We start from the raw sequence: 23,455 nt of genomic DNA, 5'->3' as shown, positions 1-23,455 counted from the left end.
AAATATGGCGCACGCGCCAAGCGACCCGCGACAAACCTGTTACGAGCCACCTATCCGATTGCATAAGCACTATTCTAGGGCAACATATAAGGATGTGTTAACAAATTAAGGAACTTCAACGATTTGCGGGCAATAATACGCTGGTTCCGGCATTGGGTAATGCTGCGTTCTGCCGCGAATCCGAAAAAACATGCCCGCAGGCAGACAGGCCGGAATTTCCGACAACCTGTTGGAAATCTTCCTTTTTCTCATTTGAATTGCGCCAACTCAAATCAGGCGCCGCGCGTTTGGCTTACCCTTGGAGCACGTCGCAAGGCACAGGCAAAGGTATGTTGCCCTTGCCCTTAACATCTAAAAACATACCTTTTAAGTCAGGGAAAAAGAATCGGGACACCCCATGGAAAACGAACCCTCAAGCCTGCCTGTCTTCCTGCAACGCTTTCTTGCCATCAGTCCGGGCGGCAATTCGCACACCTTCCCGTTAATGGCCTGCATGGCCGGGGTTCTGGCGACCTGCGCATGGATGCTCGGTGGATTATCCATGGCAATTTCGGCCGCGATTGCCGTTGCGCTGATGCTTGTGCTTGCCCCGATGATATCCCCCGAAGTCCTGATGAAATTATTGCGCGCCCGCCCGCTGGATGCCGCTTCCTTCCCTGCCATTCACGAAATGGCGGCGATGCTGGCGCGCCGTGCCGGGCTTGATTACCTGCCAAAGCTTTTCCTGCTGCCGGGCAAGGGGGTGAATGCAATCACCACCGGCACCGCCGAAGAAACGACCATCGCGATATCAAATGATGCCCTTCATACGCTTTCCCCGCGCCAGATGCGCGCCCTGCTGGCCCATGAAATCGCCCATGCATGGCACGGCGATACGCGCATCCTTCTGATGACCGACGTGCTGTATCGGGCCACATGGACCATTGCCCTGTTCGGATTGATGCTTTTCATTTTTGGCGATTTTGATCCGCCGAACTGGATGGTCATTGTCTTTGGCGTGGTCCCGACCGTAAGCTTCCTGTTGCAGCGCGCCGTGATCCGGGATCGTGAATTCATTGCCGATCACGGCGCAAGCGACCTGTTGAACGGCCCCGAAGACATGATCGAGGCCCTTTTGCATATCGATCAGATCAATCGCCGCCGTTTGCGCCTGATCCCTTATCGCAGCACGCAACCACCCTCATTGCTTGATACCCACCCACCGGTCAGCGCCCGCATCCGGGCATTGCGCGACCTTAAACCCGGGACGTGGCAGAAATTCTTTGAAAACCGGCGACCTCCCGGCACAAAATAGCCCAACCTGACCATAACCACGTGCTTATTTCATGCCCCTATCACCCACACCAGATCAGGAACTTGGTCCCTGCCCGATTTGCGGACGGATGATGATCGCGGGCGACAGTGTCGACCGCCATCACTGGACCCCGAAATCAAAGGGCGGCACGGATACCCAATGGCTGCACCGCGTCTGTCATCGCATGATCCACCGATTGTTTGACGAAACCACCTTGGCGCGCGATTTCGATATACCGGAAAAAATCATCGCCCATCCCGATATGCAGACATTCATCCGATGGATACGCAAAAAGCCCGTTGATTATATCGACTGGCCGGAAAATGCCGGACGATACGGACGCAATCGCCGCCGCAGCCGTTAAAATCACGAAAACACATAACAGGCCGATTGCATTTTGCAGCCGACATAAAGGTTTACCTTGGGCGACCGGGCCGATATACGGCCCCAGTTTTGCGGCGACAAACCGTGTTGCAATTGGCACTATGAAGACCAATCACCCCAAGAACGGACAAAGGAAACCAGATGCCAAGCCTCGACATGCTGAGCGAACTGATCCCGGCCTTTGTCACGTTATTTGTGATCATTGATCCAATCGGGCTGGTGCCGGTCTTCATCGTCCTCACACAGGGGACCGATACCAGACATCGCCGCCGCATGGCGATCCGGGCCTGTATCGCAAGCTTCCTGATCCTTGCCGCCTTTGCCGTTATCGGCGAAAGCGTGCTTGGCATTTTTGGCATCCACATGCCGGCCTTCCGGATTGCCGGCGGAACGCTTCTGTTCCTGATCGCGCTTGAAATGCTGTTTGAACGCCGCAGCCAGAAACGCAACCAGCGCGCCGAACAGGTTCATCAGGAACTTGAAGACGAACACGAACTTGAACAGCAGATCACCGATGCCAAACCGGCGCAACCCGACGAAGAACCGGACGACATTTCAATCTTCCCGATGTCGATCCCCTTCCTTGCCGGCCCCGGCTCCATCGCGACCGTGATGCTCCTGATGGGCAAATATGAAGACAGCGTGGTGATGCAGGTCAGCGTCGTCGCGGTTGTCGGCCTTGTCATGCTCTGCGCACTAACCATGTTCCTGTTGGCCAATCTGGTCGCCAAACGCCTGAGCCCGACAGTCGCGACCGTGATCTCCCGCCTGCTCGGCATGATCCTGGCCGCCCTTGCGGTCCAGTTCATCATCGACGGCATCAAGCAGGCGTTTTTCTGATCGACACCTTCGACGTTACCTAGCCCTTCAACCCCGCATGGGCCAAGGCCGCGATAAGGTCCGTTCGGGTGACAATGCCGATGATCCGGTTATCTTCGACCACCGGAACCGCATCACAGGCCCCATCCGCCATCAATGGCAGCAGGGCGGCAATCGGGGTATTCGCCGTTGCCCGCGGTTCTGTCACCGACATGATTTCGATGGCCCGGATCGGGACATTGCGACGGCGATCAATCAGGCGCGCCATGGCGGCAAGCAATCCGCGATCCAGACGAAGGGCATCTTCGGTCGCGCGCCGGATCAGATGGATCTGGAAAATCACCCCGATAAAACGTCCATCATCCTCAATGACCGGCAATGACGTAAATCCGTGCCGCCGAAACAGGTCGGCGACCTCGTTAAGCGGGGTTTTGGCATTCACCGTCACCAGATCGCGCGACATGATCTGACCGGCCGTAATTGGCCCGGCGCGATGGGCCGCGACCTGAAATTCGGCCGCCCCGATCAGGCGCGCAAGGTCCTCGACGCCAAGGTTCAGCGACTGGCGATATTGCTGCAAAATGGAATTCAGCTCCCCCTCGTCCAGACCAAGCCGCTCAATCGGGGAACGGTCGGTTGTCTGAAAGGGGCTCTTGTCATCGAAATGGCGTAACGGATATTTCCGCCCGGTTGCCCGGGCATAAAGTACTGCCGTCAGAACAAGAATGGCCGTGATTGCCGCAACCGGTGTCACGGCGAACTGAAAGCCAAGCTCGGTTGCGATATCCGGGTTCATCGCAACAACCATCGCAACCGCCCCGCCCGGCGGATGGACGGCGCGCGCAACGATCATCACGGTAATGGCAAGCCCGACCGCCACCGCCACCCGCAAAACCGGATCGGGAATCACGTAACAAACCGCAACCCCGGCAAGGGCGGCAACAGAGTTGCCGACAATCGCCGACCACGGCTGGGCCAGCGGGCTGTTTGGTACGGCAAACAGCAGCACCGATGACGCCCCGAACGGCGCAATCAGATAAAGCCCTGCACCCTGCAGATCAAGGAACGACAGAACAAAACCGGCAATCCCCAGCCCGATCAGCGCCCCAAGCCCGGCACGGATGGCTTCCTTATGCGTGCTGGCCGGTATCGCCGGATAAAGCGCGCGAAAATTGCGAAATTTCATCGGATTGGTTCATTTCCCGGCCCGTTATTGAACATTTAATTATTGTTCAATTTTTATAAATGCGATTTTTTCTAGTATTTGTAATTCGCATCCCCGTCAATAACGGCAACCGATAAATCCCCCAACAAAAAGGAGGGCACGCGGCCCTCCTTTCGAACTTTTACCGGCAAGGCCCCTGATCGCAATGCCCCGCACAAGGCGGGATCGCGCCCGCACTGGCTGGCAATATTTCACTGTGCGGCAAAAACATATCCGCCATAGGCAACAAGCATCACAATCCCGATCCCCCGCCCGATGGTTTGACGGCGCAACAACAAAGTCAGGACCAGCGATACCGCGATCATGATCGGCAGATCAAAGGTCAGGAAACGGCTGGCAACCGGGATCGGGGTAATGATCGCGGTCAGGCCAAGAATACCCAGAATGTTGAAAATGTTCGACCCGACAATATTGCCGATGGCAATTTCCGACTGCTTGCGCAACGCCGCGATTAACGAGGTGGCGAGTTCCGGCAGGGACGTGCCAACCGCCACGACCGTAAGCCCGATAAAGGCCTCTGACACGCCAAAGGTCCGGGCAATCGTTACCGCCCCATCGACCATGAAGCGCGCCCCAAACATCAACGCCACCAGCCCGCCAATCACCCAGATCAGTGACAGCCACAAGCCACGCGCCGGAATCGGCAGATCACCCTCATCGGCAAGTGGCGCATTGGGCGCATTGGGCGCATTGGGCGCATTGCGTGATTGGCGATAGGCAAACACAAGATAGGCAACAAGCGACGCAAACAGGATACCCCCGGCAACGCGCCCCATCATCCCGAAGGCAAAGATCGGCACAAGGATAATCGCCGCCGCCATCATCACCGCCGTATCACGTTTCAGGGTATCGCCAGAAACCCGGATCGGCCAGACAAGGGCTGACACACCAACGATCAGCAGAATATTGGCAATATTCGATCCAACAACATTGCCAAGCGCAATATCGGAAACCCCGCGTAGGGCCGCATCAACCGAAACCAGCAATTCCGGGGTCGATGTGCCAAAGCCAACCACGGTCAAACCAATCAGAAGCGGCGGCATCGCCAGACGTTGCGCAATCCCGACGCTGCCACGCACCAGCGCCTCGCCGCCGAAAAACAGACCAACAAGGCCCGCCAGCAACATCAGATATTCCATAACCAAAGCCCCCATCGCGCTAATGATCAATAGTGTCACAGCATACAGCGCGCAGATGTGTGTGCGTTTCCGACCCTGCGCAAGTGACCCCGATTACATTTCCGCCGACACAGCAAAATGGCCGGGAAATTCCCGGCCATTGATGCAGATTTCCAGATGGATATCAATCCCAGCGCTTGGTCGCGCGGATGATTGCATCGGTGTCGATCTGGTAATATTTATACAGATCAATGCTGTCACCGCACTGCCCAAACGCATTGACGCCAAGAGGGGCGACCGCATGACCACGGACCGAACCCAACCACGCCATCGCCGCCGGATGACCATCAATCACCGTGACAAGACGCGCATCCGATGCCAGCGGCTTCAGAAGGTTTTCGATATGGGCCATGCGGCCATCGGCCTTGCCTTCAAGGCGCGCCCGTTCCAGATCCTGCCATTCGTTATACAGCCGGTCGGTCGAGGTGACGGCAAGCAAGCCAATCCCCGGATGATCGGCTTCAAGTTTTTCCCATGCGGCAATCGCTTCCGGGGCCATTGCGCCGCAATAGGCAATCGCCATTTTGCAATTTTCGCCCGGTTCACGCAGCCAGTAACCGCCCGATACGATTTCGGATTTTGTCGCATCGGAAAGGTCACGTTCGAGCTGCGCCAGCGGCTTGGTCGACAGGCGCAGATAAACCGATCCGCCATCGGGATTTTGCAGATGATCAAAAGACCAGCCCATGATGGTGGCAAGTTCATCGCCAAAGCTTGGCTCGAAACTGGTCAGGCCCGGCTGCCCCATGCCGATCATCGGGGTTGAGATCGACTGATGCGCACCGCCTTCGGGGGCCAGCGAAATGCCACTTGGCGTGGCAACAACCATAAACCGCGCATCCTGATAGCAGGCATAATTCAGCGCATCGAGGCCGCGCGCAATGAACGGATCATAAAGCGTTCCAATCGGAAACAGCCGCTGCCCGAACAGGCTGTGCGACAGGCCAAGGGCGGCAAGGTTCAAAAACAGGTTGTTTTCGGCAATGCCCAGTTCGACATGCTGGCCTTCGGGCGATCTGATCCATTTCTGGGCCGAGGGCACCTTGCGTTCGCGGAATTCATCGGCAAGATTTTCGCGCGCAAACAGCCCGCGCTGGTTCACAAACCCGCCAAGGTTGGTCGATACCGTCACATCGGGCGATGTGGTGACGATCCGGTCCGCCAGATCACTATCTTTCAGTTTCGCCAGTTCATTCAGGATTTTGCCAAAAACTTCCTGCGTGCTCGATGTATCAACCCGCGCATAGGGCATTTCGGGAATATCGATGACGGTTGCCAGCTTCTTGCGCGATTTGCCGTCATTAAACGGGGCGGCGTCGATATAGGCACGGACCTTGTCCTCGGCCACGTCAAGACCGGCGGCGTAATCCCATTCCTGCCCGTCCCCGATATTGTTCTGTTTTTTGAATGCGTCCATCTGGGGCACATTCATAAGCCCCGCATGGTTGTCCTTATGCCCCTGAAGCGGGGTGGCATAACCCTTGACCGTATAGGCGATAAAGATTGTCGGCTTGTCATTGGGAACGGAATCAAACGCATTCAAAACCGCTTCCATGCAATGCCCGCCCAGATTGGTCATCAGGTCATGCAGGGCATCGTCATCATAATCGCCAAGCAGGCTTGCCAGCGCATTGTCGCCCGGCATATCGCCAAGGATCTGTTTGCGCCATGCCGCACCCCCCTGGAAGGTCAGGGCGGAATAGACATCATTCGGTGCCTCGTTCAGCCATTTTTTAAGCGACTTTCCACCCGGCTTGGCAAAGGCATCATGCAGCTTGCGGCCATATTTGATGGTGATCACGTTCCAGCCAACCGCGCGGAAAAACCGGCCGATCACCCGGAACAGATGCGCATCGATCATGCCATCAAGGCTTTGACGGTTGTAATCGATCACCCACCAGACATTGCGAATATCATGCTTCCAGGTATCAAGAAGCGCCTCATAGATATTGCCTTCATCAAGCTCCGCATCGCCAACAAGGGCGACCATGCGACCGGGTTTTTCACCGCGCGGCAGCATATCCTTGTAACGCAGGTAATCCTGCGTAAGCGCCGCAAAGTTGGTGACCGCCGCCCCCAACCCGACCGACCCGGTCGAAAAATCAACAACATCGCCATCCTTGGTCCGCGACGGATAGGATTGCGCGCCGCCAAATGCGCGGAAGTTTTCAAGCTTTTCCCTGGTCTGGCGACCAAACAGGTAATTGATCGCATGGAAAACCGGCGATGCATGCGGCTTGACCGCGACCCGGTCCTGCGGGCGCAGAACGTTGAAATAAAGGGCCGTCATCAAGGTTGTCATCGACGCACAGCTTGCCTGATGGCCGCCAACCTTGATGCCATCGCGCTTCGGGCGGATATGGTTGGCGTTATGGATGGTCCAGCTTGATAGCCAGCGCACCTTTTTTTCAATCTGGCCCAGCATCTCAAGATCCTTGGCCGCCACGCGCCCGGTCGAGGTTGCTTCGATCATTTCGCCAATTTCAGGTGTGCTGTTTTGTGCTGACATCTTTTCTTAGCCTTTGTAGCGAGAGCCTGAGATTTTCCCACTGCTCAAACTGGAAGTTAGCAATGGGCAATCCGGTACCAAAGTACCGATTTTTAAGCCGACACAGCAAAAATCAAGGGGCGCTGTCGTCATTTCACACAAGATTTGTCACTTTTAGCTGAAATGTGGAATAGGCTGCGACAATCGCGCTCAAACGTTCGAATTTCCCGTCTGAAACATTATTTCGTGGCGGCATTTCGGACTTTTTGTATCAACGATTCGCCCCCCCTTAAGGATAACTTCCCGCCCTCCATCGACTAAAAGTAGAATTCAACACTCCTAATAAACACAGATATAGCGAGGTGATGATTCTATGCCAGATTTTAGTCACGAGTACTATGTGCCACTTTTGCGCGGAAAAATGGGCGAATTCATTGCCCTAAAAGAACTATCTCTGACAGCGCGAAGTAGTTTGACACCTTTATTGGAAGTTCCTGATCGCGACTGGGACTACGAAGTAGAAGACTATAGAAAGACGGTCGAAGAACACATAAACCGTTATCCCGATTTGATAACAGACAACTGGGGCCTCGCAGAGATATTCGTTGACGCCCCTTCGGTTAGCGAAACCGATGTCATGAATGATGGCACACATCCCTTAGAGTACATCTTCGACAGACTCTCTTTGGCAAGCTCTTTAGCCATACCAGTAACTTCACTATCAAGGCCCGCCACCTACCAGCAGGCAGTGCAAAGCATTGTAGCTCGTAACGGGAGAGGAGTATGCATCCGGATAGAACGGGATGCCCTAAGCTCTGCCACCTTTGCTACGGACCTGCAAGCACTTCTAGGCTACTTAAACATATCTGAAGGAGAGGTCGACCTAGTATTAGACTTGGGCTTCATTGGTGGGGATAGTCAAATTCCAATTTTTCAATCCTTCGCAACGAATTTCATCGCGACAAATTCAATAGCACTTAATGCACGAACACTTACGTTGCTCAGCTCAGCATTTCCTGTAAATCTATCAAACTTTGGAATTGGTATTTCATCCACCCCGAGAAGTGATTGGCATTTGTGGCAGAATATAATCGCAAACTCTCAACTACCGCGTCTTCCATCGTTCGGGGACTACGCAATAAGCAATCCGGAAATTGCGCAGATTGACCCTAGACTCATGAGAATGAGTGCTAGCATTCGTTACACATCAGACGATGTATGGTTCATTTTTAAAGGTTATGGAATTACAAACGCTGCGAGAGGTGGTACGTCGCAGTACTTTGACCTAGCAAGAGCGATAACTCAGCATCGCTCATGGTGTGGTAGGACGTTTTCGTGGGGCGATGCGTTTATAGACGACGTTGCAAATAACGTTGCAGGACCGGGGAATGGACAGTCTTGGCGGCAAGCACCAACCAATCACCACCTCCATTTTGCAGTTAATCAGATCGCCAACCTTCCCTAGCCTTTAAGCAATCGCGGACACAATCCCGCAACACATCTAACGATAAAGACTCCGAAAGGCGGCGATAAATCGCCGCCTTATTCTTGCTTCGAACACCTTTGGCTGCGCCATACTTTTCGAGAATACTCAGTGCCTCATCTTTCCACAGCAAGGATGCCAATGCTTCGGGATCAAGCGACCTATTTAATTTTGGAAAACGTTGCTGAGAAAGCTCAATACCGCCACGGGGTCCTGCTGTAGCTACTTTGATCCCCCACCATTCGGGCACGAAATTCTCGACCTTTGATAAGTGCTTGGCACCACAAACAATTGTTACCTTATCAAAAACGAGAGAGTATGCTTCAGATTGGCCTGCGAGGCGATCCAGTGTATCTCTTTCCGACTTTATTTCGATACCGTGCAAAGTTCCATTCACGACAGCAATGTCTACTCTGGAAGCACCGCCCAACACCCCCAGTTCATGAACAACGAGTGTGTCCGGGTCAGCGTTGTGCTCACGTAGAACTTGGCGCTCAAGGGCTTGCCTAACGTCAATGTCTTTCATTTTACCGCTTTAACTGTCGTATTGTGGCCGCATTGAATCGTCTTTGCAGTGACCTTTCAACATATTTATTTTACGCTTCCAGAAAGTCTCCTTGCTCTTGGCGGGCGTGGTTAAAGTTTTCTGTGCGACGAAATAAATCTGTTGTGTAGACAAACTTGCGAGAAAAGGGCTGACGCGCCAACGGGTTATGAAATCCACAATCGAATGCGTGCATGTAAGCAGATTACAGCTTCTGGCGTTTTGGCGCGGAACGGCCCCCACGCCATGCGCAACCTTATACGGACCGCAAATCGTTTGGGGGATTTGCCGTCCGCCTCCCTTGTTCGGGAAATGCCTGAAAATGCCGGATTATTCGGCGGCAATCGCCATCTGATCGCCGTCCAGCGCCTGTTCAAGATCGGCCAGAATATCGTCGATGCTTTCAAGCCCCGCCGACAGACGGATCAGGCCATCGGTGATCTGATACTCGGCGCGTTCTTCGGGCGTATAGGTCGAATGGGTCATTGATGCCGGATGCTGGATCAGGGTTTCGGCATCGCCAAGGCTGACCGCGCGCGTGATCATGTTAAGACCATTCATAAGCTTGCGGCCCTCTTCGATCCCGCCTTTAAGTTCAAACGCGATCATGCCGCCAAAGCGGGCCATCTGCTTTTTCGCCAGTTCATATTGCGCAAAGCTTTCAAGACCGGGATAGAAAACCTTTTCGACCTTCGGATGGTTTTCAAGAAAGGCCGCGATTTTTTCCGCATTGTCGCAATGGCGTTCCATACGAAGTTCAAGCGTCTTAAGCCCCCGCATCACCAGATTGGCATCCTGCGGCGACAGGACCGCACCGGTCATGTCTTTCAGGCCGACAAGGCGAACCTGTTCAAGGTCTTCCGCACGGCCAATCACCGCCCCCGCCGTCAGGTCCCCATGACCGCCCAGATATTTGGTCGCCGAATGCACAACAATATCGGCCCCCAGCTCAATCGGGCGCTGCAGATACGGCGTGCAATAGGTGTTATCGACCACGACCTTCGCGCCATGTTGATGGGCGATGTCGGAAATGGCTTCGATATCGACCAGACGCATGTTGGGGTTGGCCGGGGTTTCGAAATAAACGATCTTGGTTTTGTCCGAAATCGCCTTTTCAAGTTCCTTCGGATCGGTCAGATCGACATGGCTATGCTTGATCCCGAATTTTTCCAGCCCGTGGCGGAAATAGGCGAATGTGCAGCCATAAAGGGTGCGGTCCACAATGATCTCGTCACCCGGCGCAATGAATGTCCAGAAGACCGACGTAATCGCCCCCATGCCCGATGCGGTCGCAAGGGCCGCCTCACCACCCTCAAGCACCGCCAGACGGCTTTCAAGAAGGGCCAGCGTCGGGTTGCCGATCCGCGAATAGATAAAGCCCTGTTCTTCCCCGGCAAACATCCGCCCGCCCTGCTCGGCGGTTTCAAATGCAAAGGTGGAGCTCATGTAAACCGGCGGGTTCAGCGCGCCATTATGGCTTTGCGGATCATAACCATGATGGATGGCGCGGGTAGCAAAACCGGATTTGGTGTGACGCGGATCAGACATGGAAGGCTCCCGTTATCTAAAGTGTTCTGCCCCCATCACCGCAAGGCCCGTGCCAGAATTGAAAACCCTGTTATTTCAGATACTTAGTAAAATCACACCTCACCCAAGTGTAAACTTATATTTACAATAACCTTCACCAACCACGACATTTCGCCAAAACCACTGGAAAACAGTCCCTTACGACTGTATAGTTTTCGATACAGTGTAAACTTTTTGGTACAGTTATGCGTTTTGAAATCACCGGGGAAAACAGGGTCGGCATCACGCGGGACGTCGTCAATGTGCTGGCGGATTTCAAACTGGATATCCGCGCCTTTGAGGTCACAACCCACCATATCTTTGCCGATATCCCGGCAATCCGGCCGGAACGTTTTCCACTGCTCGCCCATCGCCTGATGCAGCTACCCGGCATTGAGGACGTCAAACCGATTGACCGCCTGCCGACTGAACGCAGGCGCGCCCAATTGCACGCAACCCTTGCCGCCCTTGGCGATCCGGTGATCGCGGTGGATGCCAACGGCCTGATCGCCCAGGCCAACCCCGCCGCGCAAAATATCGCCGGCTCCCCCGATGCGCCGCTGCGCGACCGGCCCTTGGCCGATTTCCTGACCGACCCGGATATTGATGACCTGCGCCAAAGCCATTTCCGCCTGCCGGAACGCGAGGTCACACTGGGCGGTCAAACCTATCTGCTACAGGTTGAACCCATCGGCCATGTCGATGACGGCACCGATGCCGCCGATGATGAACCGTGGGGCGGCGTCATGGTGTTTCACCGCGCCGCACGCCTTGGCCGCGTCATGACCGCGCTTCAGGACCGCAGCCATACCGGATTTGACGACATCATCGGCCAAAGCAAGGTTCTGGCACGGGTCAAGGCACAGGCAAAACGACTGGCATCGGTCGATGCCCCGCTTCTGATCCTCGGTGAAACCGGCACGGGGAAGGAGCTTTTTGCCCGCGCCTGCCACCGGGCCAGCAACCGAGCCGATCAGCCGTTTCTGGCCCTTAACTGTGCTGCCATGCCCGAAGGCCTGGCCGAAAGCGAACTGTTTGGCTATGCCGCCGGGGCCTTCACCAGTGCGCGGCGCGGCGGCAAGCCGGGGCTTCTGGAACTGGCCGATGGTGGCACCTTGTTTCTTGATGAAATCGGCGAACTGACACCCTATTTGCAGGCCAAGCTTCTGCGCGTGTTGCAGGATGGCCGGTTCCGGCGTGTCGGCGGCACGGATGAAATTGCGGTTGATGTCCGCATCATCAGTGCGACCAACCGCGACCTTGAAACCATGTCGCATGACGGCACATTCCGCGAAGACCTTTATTTCCGTCTCAACGTCCTTGGCATCACCCTGCCGCCCTTGCGCGACCGGCGCGAAGACATTGCCGAACTGGCGCTTTATTTCGTCACCCGCACCGCCCAGCAAACCGAACGCCCCACACCCCATATCGCAAGCGATGCCCTGTCCTGGCTTGCCAGCCACGATTGGCCCGGCAATGTCCGCGAACTGGAAAACACATTATTCCGGGCGGTCGCCCTTCTGGATGGCGATATCCTGACCGCACGCGACCTGACCACCACAAGCAACCCGCCTGCCACGACCACGAATGACCCCGACAGACTCCGCGATCAGGCACCCACCGCCCCCGCAACCGACCCGATCAATGCGGCCATCGCCCAAGGTACACTTGCCGAGGGGATGGACATGCTCGAACGTGAAATGCTGGCGCGCCTTTACCCGGATTATCCAAGCTCGCGGAAGCTTGCCGAACGGCTTGGCATCTCGCACACGGCGATTGCCCGCAAGCTTCGCAAATATGGCATTTCCGGTTGATCTTGCCACCCATGTTGCATTGCGGCATGATCCATAGGGTCAGGACCCATTAATTTGATTGAAATGGTCAATCAGATTTGTGCGGATACGCGAAGCAAAACCGCAGGAAGATATTTATCTTTCAAGGTTTTGCGACAAAGTAGCCCGTGCAAATCCGATTGATCCGAAGGACAGGTGTTATATTTGCGAACTCCGGCGTCAAATCCCTTGTCCGGGATGCCGACCCGCACGGCGGGCTTTTCCTTGGATTTCGCAAATATAACACCTGCCATTACAATCAAATTAGTGGGCCCTGACCCTCACTTATGAGGAGGAACAACTCCTCACCCACAGGGAGAAACATCATGCTGACAGGCAAATGCGCACTTGTTACCGGCTCCACCAGCGGCATCGGCCTTGCGATGGCCAAGGCCCTTGCAGGGGCCGGGGCGGATATCATGCTAAACGGCTTTGGCGATAAGGACGAAATCGAGGCCACCCGCAAATCGCTTGAAACCGAATTTGGCGTGACCGCGCATTACAATGGCGCGGACCTCTCCAAACCCGACCAGATCGAAGCAATGATGATGGACGCCGCCGCAAAATTCGGCGGTGGTGCCGATATCCTGATCAACAATGCCGGCATCCAATACACAGCACTCATCGAAGATTTCCCGCCGGAAAAATGGGACGCGATCATTGCGATCAACCTGACCTCGGCCTTCCACACGACGCGCTTTGCCCTGCCGAACATGAAAAAGAAAAACTGGGGCCGGATCATTAATACCGCATCCGCCCACGGTCTGGTCGCATCGGTGCAAAAGGCCGCCTATGTCGCGGCCAAACACGGCATCATGGGCCTGACCAAGGTAACGGCCCTTGAAACCGCCGAAAGCGGCATCACCGCCAATTCAATCTGCCCGGGCTGGGTGCGCACCGAACTGGTTGAACGCCAGATCGAAGCCAAGGCCAAGGAAGGCGGCATTTCCGTCGAACAGGCCGCAACCAATCTGGTCTCGGACAAACACCCGTCCAAACAGTTCGTCACCCCCGAACAGATCGGCCAGACCGCCCTGTTCCTGTGCTCGGACGCCGCATCACAGATGACCGGCACGCATATGTCGGTCGATGGTGGCTGGACCGCACAGTAAATTTTTCATGCGCTACTTTGATACCGTTTGGTGTCAAAGTAGCGCATTTTGCTTGAATGATACCGAATAGTTACATAACCTTGCCTCAGGCAAGAAAAAAACCGTTCGGTGACATCATGATCATTCGAAACATTGACGATATTCGGGCGGCCGCGCGTAGCTTACGCAAGCAGCGCGGCCTTACCCAAAGCCAGACCGCGGCCCTTATCGGCTACAGCCGAAAATGGCTATCGTCATTCGAGCGCGGCAGCAGCACCCCGCCAATTGACATGATCATTCGCCTGTTTGTTTTGCTGGGCAGTCCACTATCGCTGACCGATCTTCAAGCCACCACAACACCAAAAGATACTTCCGAAATCATCGACATTGACGAGGGGCTTTAATGACACAGGAAGCCTCTGTTCGATTGCACGGTATCGAAATCGGCACACTTGGCACCGACGATAAGGGTGGCCTGCGCTTTCGCTATAGCCCCGATCACATCCACCGATCTGCCACTGCTCAAACCGTCACCCCCCAACTGTCCCTTCGCCTGCCGGTACCGACCCAAGCGGTTGAAAATCACTGGTTTGATGATGCTGAATGCGGGCCTTTCTTTGCCGGGCTGTTGCCGGACAACAAATTGACCCGCCGAAAACTTGCTCTTGTTCTAAGCAAAGATCACGACATCGCCGCAGATGACGAATTTGCAATGCTATTTGCCCTTGGCAAGGATTGTGCGGGGGCCGTATCCATCGCCCCGGTCGGTACTGCTGAATCCCCCGAAGATGCAACCCATCCGGAATATCGCATTCTCGACGAAGCAGAACTTGCCGGGCACATCCGCGACTTGCCCGCGCGTCCCCTATTCGTTGATGCGCAAGGCGAAGTCCGCATTTCGCTGGCAGGCGTGCATGACAAGGCCGTTGTTATTCGAACCGGCGAAAAGATTGCCCTGCCGCATGGCAATACGCCAAGTTCCCACATCCTCAAGACCGATATTCAGGGCCTTCCGGAATCGATCCGCGTCGAACATTATTGCCTTGAAATCGCCCGTGAAATCGGGCTTCCCTGCCCCCGGTCACACATTTTGCAGGCAGAAGATCAGATTTTCATGCTTGTCGCACGATACGACCGGACATTGCGCGAAAGATCCGGCCAACGATATCTGACCCGCCTGCATCAGGAAGATTTCTGTCAGGCGCTTGGATATTTTCCGCACCAGAAATACGAGCGTGATGGCGGCCCAGACTGGAAAAAAATGTTTGCCGCGCTGGATTTCAGCCTCGATCCTGCCCGCGATAAACTGCTGCTGCTACGATATGCCATTTTCCAATATCTTGTCGGCAATCCTGATGCGCATGCCAAAAATTACAGCCTGATCTGGCAGGCTGGCGGCGTGCGCCTTGCACCGCTTTATGACCTCAATAACGCCGCAGCATTTCGTAATTTTTACAAAGAGCAACGCATTCTCCTCGCCATGTCCATCGGTGGCGAACGCAACCCGAAACTGCTTGGCCGTGAACATTGGGAATCTTTTGCATCCGATATCAATATCAGCCCGAAACTGGTGATCGACGAACTTGCAACACTCGCCAGCCTGACCGAAAAAGCAGCAACCAAACTGCGCCAAGCCACGCGCGGAACAATTGCGGATACAAGCCTGCTTGATCTCGCCTTGGAAGACATTAAATCGCGCTGCCAGAACCATTAAGCGATACCGAACGGTATCATTTCCTCGATTTCAAGACGAATGATACCGTTCGGTAACAAAGTCACCCCAAATACCGCCCCAAATGCTCCACCAGCATCCTGATCTTGGGGCTAAGGTGCCGGTTGGTCGGGTAAAGCGCCCAGATACCTTCATCGGTCGGCTGGAATTTGGACAGGACCGGGATCAGATCGCCGCTGGCGATCCACGGATCGACGTAATAATCGGGCAACTGGACGATGCCGATGCCCTTTAGCGCGGCATCCAAAAGCGCCTGCCCGCTATTGGCATGGATCGATCCGTGAATGCGGATGGTGCGTTCCCGGCCATCTTCTTCAAACCGCCAGTAATCCAGCGTCCCGACAAGGCAGTTATGGCGCGCCAGTTCCGAAAGCGAATGCGGTTCCCCACGTTTCGAAAGATAAGCTGGCGATGCGCAGGCATATAGGCGACGGGTGGAAAGCTGCTGGCTCATCAAACTGCCAGTCGTGCCATCAAGCCGCCCAAGCCGGATCGCCATGTCATAGCCTTCCAGCACCAGATCAAGTTTCTGATTGGTAAAGCGGCACTGGACTTCAAGTTCCGGATAGCGCGCGACGAAATCATTCACCAGCGGCGCAATCACGGTTTCGCCGTAGGTTGTCGGCGCGGTCAGTTTAAGCTTGCCGCGCGGCACCTGTGTGAGGGTACCGATTGCGCGTTCCGCATCCTGCAAACCATCCAGCAATTGTCGGCAATGCTGGTAATAAACCAACCCGGCTTCGGTAGCACTAACCTTGCGCGTGGTGCGGTAAAACAGCTGCACGCCAAGCTTTTCTTCTAACGCGGTAATCTGTCGGCTGACCTGGGCCACGGAAATGCCAAGCTGCCCGGCGGCTGCCGTAAAGCTTTTGCGTTCCGTCACGGCGACAAATTCGCTGATCCCGTCCCACGCATTCATTATTACACCACCGTAAAAGTCATTTACCGAAATACCGGATTATCAGATCAGGGGAAATAAATACACTGTTGGCATTAAATCATTCAAGCCGGAGGAGCGACATGAGCGCCGAGACCATTACCTGCAAAGCCGCCATTGCCTGGGAAGCGGGCAAGCCGCTATCGATTGAAGACGTTCAGGTCGCCCCGCCCAAGGCCGGCGAAGTCCGGGTGCGCATCGTTGCCACCGGCGTTTGCCACACCGATGCCTTCACCCTGTCGGGCGAAGACCCCGAAGGCATTTTCCCCGCCATCCTTGGCCATGAAGGCGGCGGGATTGTTGAATCAATCGGCGAAGGTGTCACCAGCGTTGCGGTCGGCGATCATGTGATCCCGCTTTACACCCCGGAATGCGGCGAATGCAAATTCTGCAAATCGGGCAAAACCAACCTGTGCCAGAAAATCCGCGCCACCCAGGGCAAGGGCCTTATGCCCGATGGCACCACGCGTTTCTCGCAGAACGGCAAGCCGATTTACCATTATATGGGCTGCTCGACCTTCTCGGAATATACGGTTCTGCCGGAAATTTCGATTGCCAAGGTCAACAAATCCGCCCCGCTTGAAGAAGTCTGCCTGCTGGGTTGCGGTGTGACGACCGGCATGGGGGCTGCGACCAACGCCGCCAAGGTCAAACCGGGCGATAGTGTTGCGATTTTCGGTCTGGGCGGGATTGGCCTTTCGGCCATCATCGGCTGCAAAATGGCGGGTGCCAGCCGCATCATCGCCATTGATATCAACGAAAAGAAATTCGAACTCGCCAAACAGCTTGGCGCGACCGATTGCATCAATCCGCAAAAATTCGACAAACCGATCCAGGAAGTCATCGTTGATATGACCGATGGCGGCGTTGAATACAGCTTTGAATGCATCGGCAATGTCAATGTGATGCGATCCGCCCTTGAATGCTGCCACAAGGGTTGGGGGGAGTCGGTGATTATCGGTGTTGCCGGTGCCGGTCAGGAAATCTCCACCCGTCCGTTCCAGCTTGTCACCGGTCGCGTCTGGCGCGGCACCGCCTTTGGCGGGGTCAAGGGCCGGTCGGAACTGCCCGATTATGTCGAACGCTACCTCAAGGGTGAATTCAAACTGTCCGATTTCATCACCCACACCATGAAGCTTGAAGACATCAACGAAGCTTTCGACCTGATGCATGAAGGCGAAAGCATCCGTTCGGTCATTCATTACTAAGACCAATCAGCTTCATGAAATAAAACCGCCCTGCCGGTAAAATTCCGGCAAGGCGGGCGAACGGGAGAATAAAATGGGCATCGAAAATTCATCCAGCAACAAGGTATTCGGCGGCTGGCACAAACAATATACCCATCGGTCCGATGTGCTGGGCTGCGATATGCGGTTTGCCATCTTCCTGCCGCGGCAGGCAGGCAAGGGCAACCGTGTGCCGGTGATGTACTGGCTATCGGGACTGACCTGCACGGATGAAAACTTCATGCAGAAGGCGGGCGCGTTTCGCATCGCAAGCGAACTGGGCATTGCCATCGTCGCCCCCGACACCAGCCCGCGCGGCGACCATGTCCCCGACGACGAAGAAGAAGCCTATGACTTCGGCAAGGGTGCCGGGTTTTACGTCAACGCGACGCAGGAACCCTGGGCGCGCAATTACCGCATGTATGATTACGTGACCGGGGAGCTTCCGGCCCTTGTCCGCGATCATTTCCCGATTTCCGATGATGCGGTGATTTCCGGCCATTCGATGGGCGGGCACGGTGCGCTGATGATCGCGCTTAAAAATCCGGGCATGTTCAAATCGGTGACGGCCTTTTCCCCAATTTCCAACCCGATCAATTGCCCGTGGGGCCAGAAGGCGCTTGGCAATTATCTCGGCGATGACAAATCCGTCTGGAAACAGTGGGACAGTTCGGAACTGATGAAGGCCGCAACCGCCAAGGATATGCAAACACCGGCTCTTGTTGATCAGGGCGACGCCGATGGCTTCCTGACCGAGCAGCTTAAACCCGATACGCTTTTTGCCGCCGCAAGCCACGCCGGTTATCCGCTGAACCTGCGCATGCAGGAAGGCTACGACCATAGCTATTACTTCATCGCAAGCTTCATCGAAGACCATCTGCGTTTCCACGCATGGCATCTTGGTATCGCCTGAGATCATGTAATAGAGGAACCCGCACCCAAGCGGTTTTCACCCGGCACGCGCCTCGTCCCTGTAGGCGTGCCGGGTCTTTTTTTGATCAATCCGGATCGAAGCTGCGCGCGTCGATGGCATCGGCCACATCATCCGCCGTTTTAAGCGTGCGGATGATCAGCGGCACGACAAGCGCCAGCACCGATTTATCAAGCCCGCGTGCGCGTTGCGCATCGCGGATTTCATGACCGATTTGCGCAATCACCGGGATGAATCGCAACACCATCGAAAAGGCCAGACTGATCTTTTCCGGGTTAACCCCAAACCGCGCCAGCGGCTTCATCGCCCGCTCCAACGCGGCCAGCATGTCCGACGTTCTGGTCGTCAGGGTGACAAGCCCGGCGAAGGTAACAATCGCGGCGAGCCGGAAAATCACCACAAGCCCCGCCTGCCAGTCATTAAGCCAAAGCTGCACGGCAAAGAACAAAGCCAGCAACCACAATATCGGCCTGATCTGCGCCCAAAGGATGCGCGGGCCAAAACCCGAAACCGGATACAGGACAAAAACCGTCACCAGCACCACCGCCAGAACCGGCCAGTCAGGGATCAGAAAAACACCGGTCCCCAGCAGGACAAGGGCAAGCACCTTTAACCCGGCTGCCGCCCGATGCAGGGCGGAATTGCCATCGATGTAAAGTCCGGCAATCACACCATCATCTCCCGATAGCGGGGAATGGCGATGGCCGGTACATCGTCACAGGCGATGCTGCCATTTTCAAACACCAGCACCCGGTCATAACCGGCAATCAGATCAAGGTCATGGGAAACCGTAATCACGGTCTGATCAAGCTCGGCAATCGCGCGTTCGACCCGGTTGCGATTACGCAGGTCAAGCAGCGTGGTCGGCTCGTCAAAGATGATGTAACGCGGTGCCATCACCAGCACCCCGGAAATCGCCAGAAGCTGCTTCTGGCCCCCGCTTAACAAATGGCTGGGATGGTTGCGAAATTCCGAAAGGCCATATCGCGCAAGGACCTCGTCGATACGACGGTCAATCTCGTCCTTTGGCAGTTTAAGTGCCTTCAGGCCAAAGGCGATGTCTTCCTCGACCACCGGATAGACGATCTGATTGTCCGGGTTCTGAAAAACAAAACCGACATGGCGGCGCAATTTGCGCCCGTCCTTGGCAGCATCGAAATCATCGACGCGCACAATCCCCGACGATGCCACCTGAAGCCCGTTCAGAAGCCGGACAAAGGTGCTTTTGCCCGATCCATTGGCCCCGACAATCCCGATCCGCTTTTCGGAAAGTGACAGTGAAATATCGTCAAGCACGCGACGCTGATCGAATTCCACGGTGACATTTTCAAGCGTGATCATCGGCACCTGGCGCAAAATTTCAGACAGGGAATAACAGCAAAAGGCGCGATCTGACGACCGCGCCCCATCAAAACCTAGCGTGCCCTGGAAATCAAGGGATAGGCACGCCGGACCGCCATGCAGGCAGCCGTTGCAATCGCAACCTTGATCACATCACCAATCAGGAACGGCGCGGCACCGACGGTCGCCTGCCAGTAACTGATTTCAACAACGATGCTGACCCAAAGATTGCCAATCGCATACAGGACAACAATCCCGCCAACCGCAATCGACAATGCCGCGTTAATGACATTCAGCCTGTCCCAGAATTTTTCAATCAGCAGGCCGATCACGAAGGCCGAAATCACCCAGCCGACGATAAAGCCACCCGTCGCCCCCAGAAGAACACCAAAACCACCGCGCCCCCCCGACAGAAGCGGCAGGCCAAGCGCCACCAGCACAACAAACAGCAGGATCGAAAGCCCGCCACGACGCGCCCCCAAAATCGCCCCGGCCAGCATCGGCCCCAGCGATTGCGCGGTCACCGGCACGCCGGTAATCGGCAGGGTGATGGGCGGAAACAACCCAAGCACAGCGGTCACTGCGGCAAACAGCGCGATATAGACGATATCTTTGGTGTTCATGATTTCACGATCCTTCCTTCCCGTTCTCCCCGGCGGTGATGGCAAAACCCCCAGACCCTGACAATAGCCATCACCGTTCGTTTTCCGGTCCGCCCGACCGGTTCAACGGCCGAAGGGATAGCCGCAAAACCGCAGATCGCAAAGCAAAATGACGCCACCAATCAAACGGAAAAATCAAAAGGACAACCATTTCGCGATTGCGCCATATAGATTAGCAATTCATGATGCTTCCGCGAACATCTACTAGGTTTACGTCTCTATGGAGTGAGCTGCGCTGGATACCGTTCGAATCGGAAACGAACTTGAGAATGCAATCTTTGCTCACCTGAAAGAGGAGCAGGATGCGGGTAAGTACCTAATTGGAACGCTACCTCCTGATCGCTGCACGATCAGGAGAAAACCTAGATATTTCTCGAAAGAGCGCGGGGATCACGTAGAATTCGACGTATCAATTGAACTCAGACGAGAAGAGCATCTCGATCCACAACAGATCGTAATTTTTGAGTGCAAGAATTATAGCGGCGCCGTTCCAGATACCGTGATTAGGGAGTTTTCCGACAAACTGTCTGACATTGGACGAGACAACACGAAAGGCATCATTGTTGTAACTTCCAGGCTCCAGAGCGGTGCAGAAAAAGTAGCTCGCAGCAGAAAACTTGGTATCATCAAATACAATCCACTTGGCTTGGAATTTCTAGCCGAACGCCGTTTTACGGACGATCTTAAATCCAAGCATGCAAAAGCCTCAATGCTCGGCTCTGAAAGCCGCTTTCGCTCGCTCAAATTCGCTGCATATTTCTCGGGGAAATACTACGACAACGCTCGTAACTTTCTTAGTGCGGTCGCCGGCGAAACACTTGAAAAATCTGAAGTTCAAGTACTCTCAAAAAGTCAGTTTCCATATTTGCACGCAGACGACATTGAGAAATCTACAAACCAATTACATACAATGATTGGCTACGATGACGGTCCGGTTGATCTAGAGAAGATATGCGAACAACTGGCTATTGATCTGACTATGTCCGCAGGATATGGAGACCCCGATGATGAAAACGAGCTTCTAGGACGCGCTGACTTCGCCAACAAGAAAATAGCAATATACGCACATGGAAACCGAAAGCGTGAACGCTTTACCTTAGCTCACGAAATTGGTCACTTTCACCTAAACCATGACAAGTTTCTCCGATCTGAAACCACCATCAAACAAGACTTGGTTGTCGACGAGCGTGAAACGAAAGGAAACTTGATCAATCGAATGGAGTATCAGGCCAACATGTTTGCGTCGCACCTACTCCTGCCAAAATTCAATTTGATCAAAAAAGTACAAGAGCTAAGGGTCGAACTCGACATAAGAGATCGCGGACACGGGTACATATTTGTCGATAACCAACCCCAAAACTTGTCCAACTATTACTTGTTACTTGCAGCCGTCTCAGAGCACTTCAACACGTCCAGCCAAGTCATCGAAATCAGATTGAAAATTCTAGGCTGCATAACTGATAACAGAAAACAACCTCAGAACTTTGTTGCTGACTTCCGACAAACTTGGCCAAAGTGAGATTTAAGCTTCATCTTCTTCGACAAAGGACTTGAGCCGCATCAGGGCAGATTCCCAACGTCCCGCCACCTGATCAAGATAGGTGCGTGCCTGTGCCAGTTGTTCAGGGCAAAAAGCATATCGGCTTTCGCGGCCGATCCGATGACTTTCAACAAGCCCGGCCATTTCAAGCACGCGCAAATGTTTCGTCACCGCCTGCCGGGTCATGTCCGCATCATTGGAAAGCGATGCGATTGACCGTGCCTGACCGTCCGATAGCCGATCAAAAATCGCCAGTCGGGTCGGATCGCCCAAAGCGGCAAAGATTTCGGCAAACCCCGGATCACCATCAAATCCCGGCATGTGATTTTCAGTTTTCGACATATTTCCTGATATTTTCCAACTGGAACGCCCAGCCATGTGTGTTGGCCTGCAAGGCCGCCGAAAGACGATGTGCAGGCAGTTTGTCAAAGCCGGTTTCACGCACAGTCACCCGTGTCACACCCGCTTTTTCTTCCAGCCAGAATTCGACAAGCGTTTCCGGCTCCCTGCTGTAATCCACATCCGGCTCAATCGCATAGGGATGCCATGTATAGGCAAAATAGGCTGGTTCCTCCATCGCCTTGATGGTCGATTGCCATTTCACATGCGTGAAACCTTCAATCGTGATCTGGCCATTTGAGACCTGCCCAACGACAAAGGCATCTTTGATATTCACACCAAACCATGTTCCGAATTGCCTGTGATCCGTCAAGGCCGTCCAGACACGCTGGCGCGGAGCGTTGATCTCGATTTTCTTTTCAATGCTATTGGTCATTTAAGCAACCTCCCGGTTGCATTTAATCTGACATACAACATCCCAATACGCAACCCAGAAGTTGCGCATTTAATTTACCATCCTCGCCCACAAACGGCCTTCGGTCCCGCAGCGCACTCTGATCACTCCCGGCAATGGCGGTTTTCCCGCAACCGATGACGCCCGGACACACCTCGGGCGTCTGCCATCCTCGCCAACTGACAATCTCCGGGCCCACCACCCGCTCCGGTCACTTTCGGCCACGGTGACATTTCCGGCAACCGATGAAGCCCGGATACATTTCGGGCGTCTGCCATCCTCGCCAACAGACGACCTTCGGGCTCACCCCTCGCTCCGGTCACTTTCGGCAATCGTGGTTTTACCGCAACCGATGGAGCCCGGACACACTTCGGGCGTATGGCCCCCAA

Annotated in this window: 22 protein-coding genes; 11 read left to right on the top strand and 11 right to left on the bottom strand. The window is 54.8% G+C overall.

What is annotated here, in order from left to right; all coding sequences use genetic code 11:
* Nucleotides 1-397 precede the first annotated feature (397 nt).
* The 3 genes from SMB34_RS00115 (at nt 398) to SMB34_RS00105 (ending at nt 2,518) form a co-directional block, all read left to right on the top strand.
* Nucleotides 398-1,294, top strand: coding sequence for a M48 family metalloprotease (locus SMB34_RS00115; protein WP_007088888.1), 897 nt, complete (start codon nt 398-400; stop codon nt 1,292-1,294).
* A gap of 31 nt (nt 1,295-1,325) precedes the next feature.
* A complete protein-coding gene (locus SMB34_RS00110) occupies nt 1,326-1,658 on the top strand; it encodes an HNH endonuclease signature motif containing protein (RefSeq protein ID WP_037986971.1) in 333 nt (110 codons plus the stop codon).
* 161 nt (nt 1,659-1,819) lie between these two features.
* Complete coding sequence (locus SMB34_RS00105) at nt 1,820-2,518, top strand: MarC family protein (RefSeq protein ID WP_240478707.1); 699 nt, start codon at nt 1,820-1,822, stop codon at nt 2,516-2,518.
* 19 nt (nt 2,519-2,537) lie between these two features.
* On the opposite strand, the gene SMB34_RS00100 is transcribed toward SMB34_RS00105, so the two are convergent.
* From SMB34_RS00100 to SMB34_RS00090, 3 genes are all read right to left on the bottom strand, one after another.
* Entirely contained in the window at nt 2,538-3,683 is a 1,146-nt protein-coding gene (locus tag SMB34_RS00100; RefSeq protein WP_037986969.1) for an HPP family protein, read from the bottom strand.
* Nucleotides 3,684-3,913: 230 nt separating this feature from the next.
* Nucleotides 3,914-4,861, bottom strand: a complete 948-nt coding sequence (locus SMB34_RS00095) for a calcium/sodium antiporter (RefSeq protein WP_037986967.1) — start codon at nt 4,859-4,861, stop codon at nt 3,914-3,916.
* 163 nt (nt 4,862-5,024) lie between these two features.
* Nucleotides 5,025-7,409, bottom strand: a complete 2,385-nt coding sequence (locus tag SMB34_RS00090; RefSeq protein ID WP_084716420.1) for a transketolase — start codon at nt 7,407-7,409, stop codon at nt 5,025-5,027.
* A 352-nt stretch (nt 7,410-7,761) separates the two neighbouring features.
* Between SMB34_RS00090 and SMB34_RS00085 the strand changes: the two genes are divergently transcribed.
* A complete protein-coding gene (locus SMB34_RS00085) occupies nt 7,762-8,853 on the top strand; it encodes a beta family protein (protein ID WP_084716418.1) in 1,092 nt (363 codons plus the stop codon).
* Here SMB34_RS00085 and SMB34_RS00080 read toward each other — a convergent pair.
* Both SMB34_RS00080 and SMB34_RS00075 read right to left on the bottom strand, forming a co-directional pair.
* Complete coding sequence (locus SMB34_RS00080) at nt 8,828-9,397, bottom strand: sce7726 family protein (RefSeq protein WP_037986962.1); 570 nt, start codon at nt 9,395-9,397, stop codon at nt 8,828-8,830. The genes SMB34_RS00085 and SMB34_RS00080 overlap by 26 nt on opposite strands.
* A 348-nt stretch (nt 9,398-9,745) precedes the next feature.
* On the bottom strand, nt 9,746-10,963 hold the full coding sequence (locus SMB34_RS00075) for a methionine gamma-lyase (protein WP_037986959.1): 1,218 nt from the start codon (nt 10,961-10,963) through the stop codon (nt 9,746-9,748).
* A gap of 224 nt (nt 10,964-11,187) precedes the next feature.
* Between SMB34_RS00075 and SMB34_RS00070 the strand changes: the two genes are divergently transcribed.
* From SMB34_RS00070 to SMB34_RS00050, 4 genes are all read left to right on the top strand, one after another.
* Entirely contained in the window at nt 11,188-12,795 is a 1,608-nt protein-coding gene (locus SMB34_RS00070) for a sigma-54-dependent transcriptional regulator (RefSeq protein ID WP_037986957.1), read from the top strand.
* A gap of 344 nt (nt 12,796-13,139) precedes the next feature.
* A complete protein-coding gene (locus tag SMB34_RS00060; protein WP_037986952.1) occupies nt 13,140-13,925 on the top strand; it encodes a 3-hydroxybutyrate dehydrogenase in 786 nt (261 codons plus the stop codon).
* Nucleotides 13,926-14,041: 116 nt separating this feature from the next.
* Nucleotides 14,042-14,308: a helix-turn-helix domain-containing protein gene (locus SMB34_RS00055; RefSeq protein ID WP_167332723.1), complete on the top strand. Its 267-nt coding sequence runs from the start codon at nt 14,042-14,044 to the stop codon at nt 14,306-14,308.
* Nucleotides 14,308-15,618, top strand: a complete 1,311-nt coding sequence (locus tag SMB34_RS00050) for a type II toxin-antitoxin system HipA family toxin (protein WP_051682049.1) — start codon at nt 14,308-14,310, stop codon at nt 15,616-15,618. The genes SMB34_RS00055 and SMB34_RS00050 overlap by 1 nt, the downstream gene beginning before the upstream one ends.
* Before the next feature lie 61 nt (nt 15,619-15,679).
* On the opposite strand, the gene SMB34_RS00045 is transcribed toward SMB34_RS00050, so the two are convergent.
* Entirely contained in the window at nt 15,680-16,555 is an 876-nt protein-coding gene (locus tag SMB34_RS00045; RefSeq protein ID WP_037986948.1) for a LysR substrate-binding domain-containing protein, read from the bottom strand.
* A gap of 116 nt (nt 16,556-16,671) precedes the next feature.
* On the opposite strand from SMB34_RS00045, the gene SMB34_RS00040 reads away from it, so the two are divergent.
* The gene (locus SMB34_RS00040) at nt 16,672-17,781 is read left to right on the top strand and encodes an S-(hydroxymethyl)glutathione dehydrogenase/class III alcohol dehydrogenase (protein ID WP_181849953.1); all 1,110 of its coding nucleotides are present in this window, start codon (nt 16,672-16,674) and stop codon (nt 17,779-17,781) included.
* A gap of 73 nt (nt 17,782-17,854) precedes the next feature.
* The gene (gene fghA / locus SMB34_RS00035) at nt 17,855-18,712 is read left to right on the top strand and encodes an S-formylglutathione hydrolase (RefSeq protein ID WP_037986943.1); all 858 of its coding nucleotides are present in this window, start codon (nt 17,855-17,857) and stop codon (nt 18,710-18,712) included.
* 85 nt (nt 18,713-18,797) lie between these two features.
* Here the strand turns inward: fghA and SMB34_RS00030 are convergent, their stop codons facing one another.
* From SMB34_RS00030 to SMB34_RS00020, 3 genes are all read right to left on the bottom strand, one after another.
* Entirely contained in the window at nt 18,798-19,400 is a 603-nt protein-coding gene (locus SMB34_RS00030; protein ID WP_037986941.1) for an energy-coupling factor transporter transmembrane component T family protein, read from the bottom strand.
* A complete protein-coding gene (locus SMB34_RS00025) occupies nt 19,397-20,071 on the bottom strand; it encodes an energy-coupling factor ABC transporter ATP-binding protein (RefSeq protein WP_037986939.1) in 675 nt (224 codons plus the stop codon). Before SMB34_RS00025 ends, SMB34_RS00030 begins: the two co-directional genes overlap by 4 nt.
* A 74-nt stretch (nt 20,072-20,145) precedes the next feature.
* Nucleotides 20,146-20,694, bottom strand: coding sequence for a biotin transporter BioY (locus SMB34_RS00020; RefSeq protein ID WP_037986936.1), 549 nt, complete (start codon nt 20,692-20,694; stop codon nt 20,146-20,148).
* Nucleotides 20,695-20,968: 274 nt separating this feature from the next.
* Between SMB34_RS00020 and SMB34_RS00015 the strand changes: the two genes are divergently transcribed.
* Nucleotides 20,969-22,252 carry an ImmA/IrrE family metallo-endopeptidase gene (locus tag SMB34_RS00015; protein WP_338057848.1) on the top strand — a complete coding sequence of 428 codons (1,284 nt, stop codon included), beginning with the start codon at nt 20,969-20,971 and terminating at the stop codon, nt 22,250-22,252.
* Between the two features lie 3 nt (nt 22,253-22,255).
* Here SMB34_RS00015 and SMB34_RS00010 read toward each other — a convergent pair whose 3' ends face one another.
* Nucleotides 22,256-22,615, bottom strand: coding sequence for an ArsR/SmtB family transcription factor (locus SMB34_RS00010; protein ID WP_051682047.1), 360 nt, complete (start codon nt 22,613-22,615; stop codon nt 22,256-22,258).
* Nucleotides 22,602-23,048, bottom strand: coding sequence for an SRPBCC family protein (locus SMB34_RS00005; RefSeq protein WP_037986934.1), 447 nt, complete (start codon nt 23,046-23,048; stop codon nt 22,602-22,604). Before SMB34_RS00005 ends, SMB34_RS00010 begins: the two co-directional genes overlap by 14 nt.
* Between the last annotated feature and the right edge of the window lie 407 nt (nt 23,049-23,455).

Origin of the sequence: Thalassospira permensis NBRC 106175 (genome assembly GCF_000714555.1) — a bacterium.
Taxonomy (GTDB): Bacteria; Pseudomonadota; Alphaproteobacteria; order Rhodospirillales; family Thalassospiraceae; genus Thalassospira; species Thalassospira xiamenensis.
The sequence above is the reverse complement of the archived record's forward strand: the minus strand, read 5'-3'. Positions and strand labels throughout refer to the sequence as shown.

Coding starts and splice junctions, on each gene's coding strand:
- SMB34_RS00050 (WP_051682049.1), top strand. CDS start 14,308: ATGACACAGGAAGCCTCTGTTCGATTGCACGGTATCGAAATCGGCACA.
- SMB34_RS00025 (WP_037986939.1), bottom strand. CDS start 20,071: ATGATCACGCTTGAAAATGTCACCGTGGAATTCGATCAGCGTCGCGTG.
- SMB34_RS00095 (WP_037986967.1), bottom strand. CDS start 4,861: ATGGAATATCTGATGTTGCTGGCGGGCCTTGTTGGTCTGTTTTTCGGC.
- fghA (WP_037986943.1), top strand. CDS start 17,855: ATGGGCATCGAAAATTCATCCAGCAACAAGGTATTCGGCGGCTGGCAC.
- SMB34_RS00090 (WP_084716420.1), bottom strand. CDS start 7,409: ATGTCAGCACAAAACAGCACACCTGAAATTGGCGAAATGATCGAAGCA.
- SMB34_RS00105 (WP_240478707.1), top strand. CDS start 1,820: ATGCCAAGCCTCGACATGCTGAGCGAACTGATCCCGGCCTTTGTCACG.
- SMB34_RS00060 (WP_037986952.1), top strand. CDS start 13,140: ATGCTGACAGGCAAATGCGCACTTGTTACCGGCTCCACCAGCGGCATC.
- SMB34_RS00085 (WP_084716418.1), top strand. CDS start 7,762: ATGCCAGATTTTAGTCACGAGTACTATGTGCCACTTTTGCGCGGAAAA.
- SMB34_RS00070 (WP_037986957.1), top strand. CDS start 11,188: ATGCGTTTTGAAATCACCGGGGAAAACAGGGTCGGCATCACGCGGGAC.
- SMB34_RS00055 (WP_167332723.1), top strand. CDS start 14,042: ATGATCATTCGAAACATTGACGATATTCGGGCGGCCGCGCGTAGCTTA.
- SMB34_RS00045 (WP_037986948.1), bottom strand. CDS start 16,555: ATGAATGCGTGGGACGGGATCAGCGAATTTGTCGCCGTGACGGAACGC.
- SMB34_RS00115 (WP_007088888.1), top strand. CDS start 398: ATGGAAAACGAACCCTCAAGCCTGCCTGTCTTCCTGCAACGCTTTCTT.
- SMB34_RS00020 (WP_037986936.1), bottom strand. CDS start 20,694: ATGAACACCAAAGATATCGTCTATATCGCGCTGTTTGCCGCAGTGACC.
- SMB34_RS00010 (WP_051682047.1), bottom strand. CDS start 22,615: ATGTCGAAAACTGAAAATCACATGCCGGGATTTGATGGTGATCCGGGG.
- SMB34_RS00110 (WP_037986971.1), top strand. CDS start 1,326: ATGCCCCTATCACCCACACCAGATCAGGAACTTGGTCCCTGCCCGATT.
- SMB34_RS00005 (WP_037986934.1), bottom strand. CDS start 23,048: ATGACCAATAGCATTGAAAAGAAAATCGAGATCAACGCTCCGCGCCAG.
- SMB34_RS00080 (WP_037986962.1), bottom strand. CDS start 9,397: ATGAAAGACATTGACGTTAGGCAAGCCCTTGAGCGCCAAGTTCTACGT.
- SMB34_RS00100 (WP_037986969.1), bottom strand. CDS start 3,683: ATGAAATTTCGCAATTTTCGCGCGCTTTATCCGGCGATACCGGCCAGC.
- SMB34_RS00075 (WP_037986959.1), bottom strand. CDS start 10,963: ATGTCTGATCCGCGTCACACCAAATCCGGTTTTGCTACCCGCGCCATC.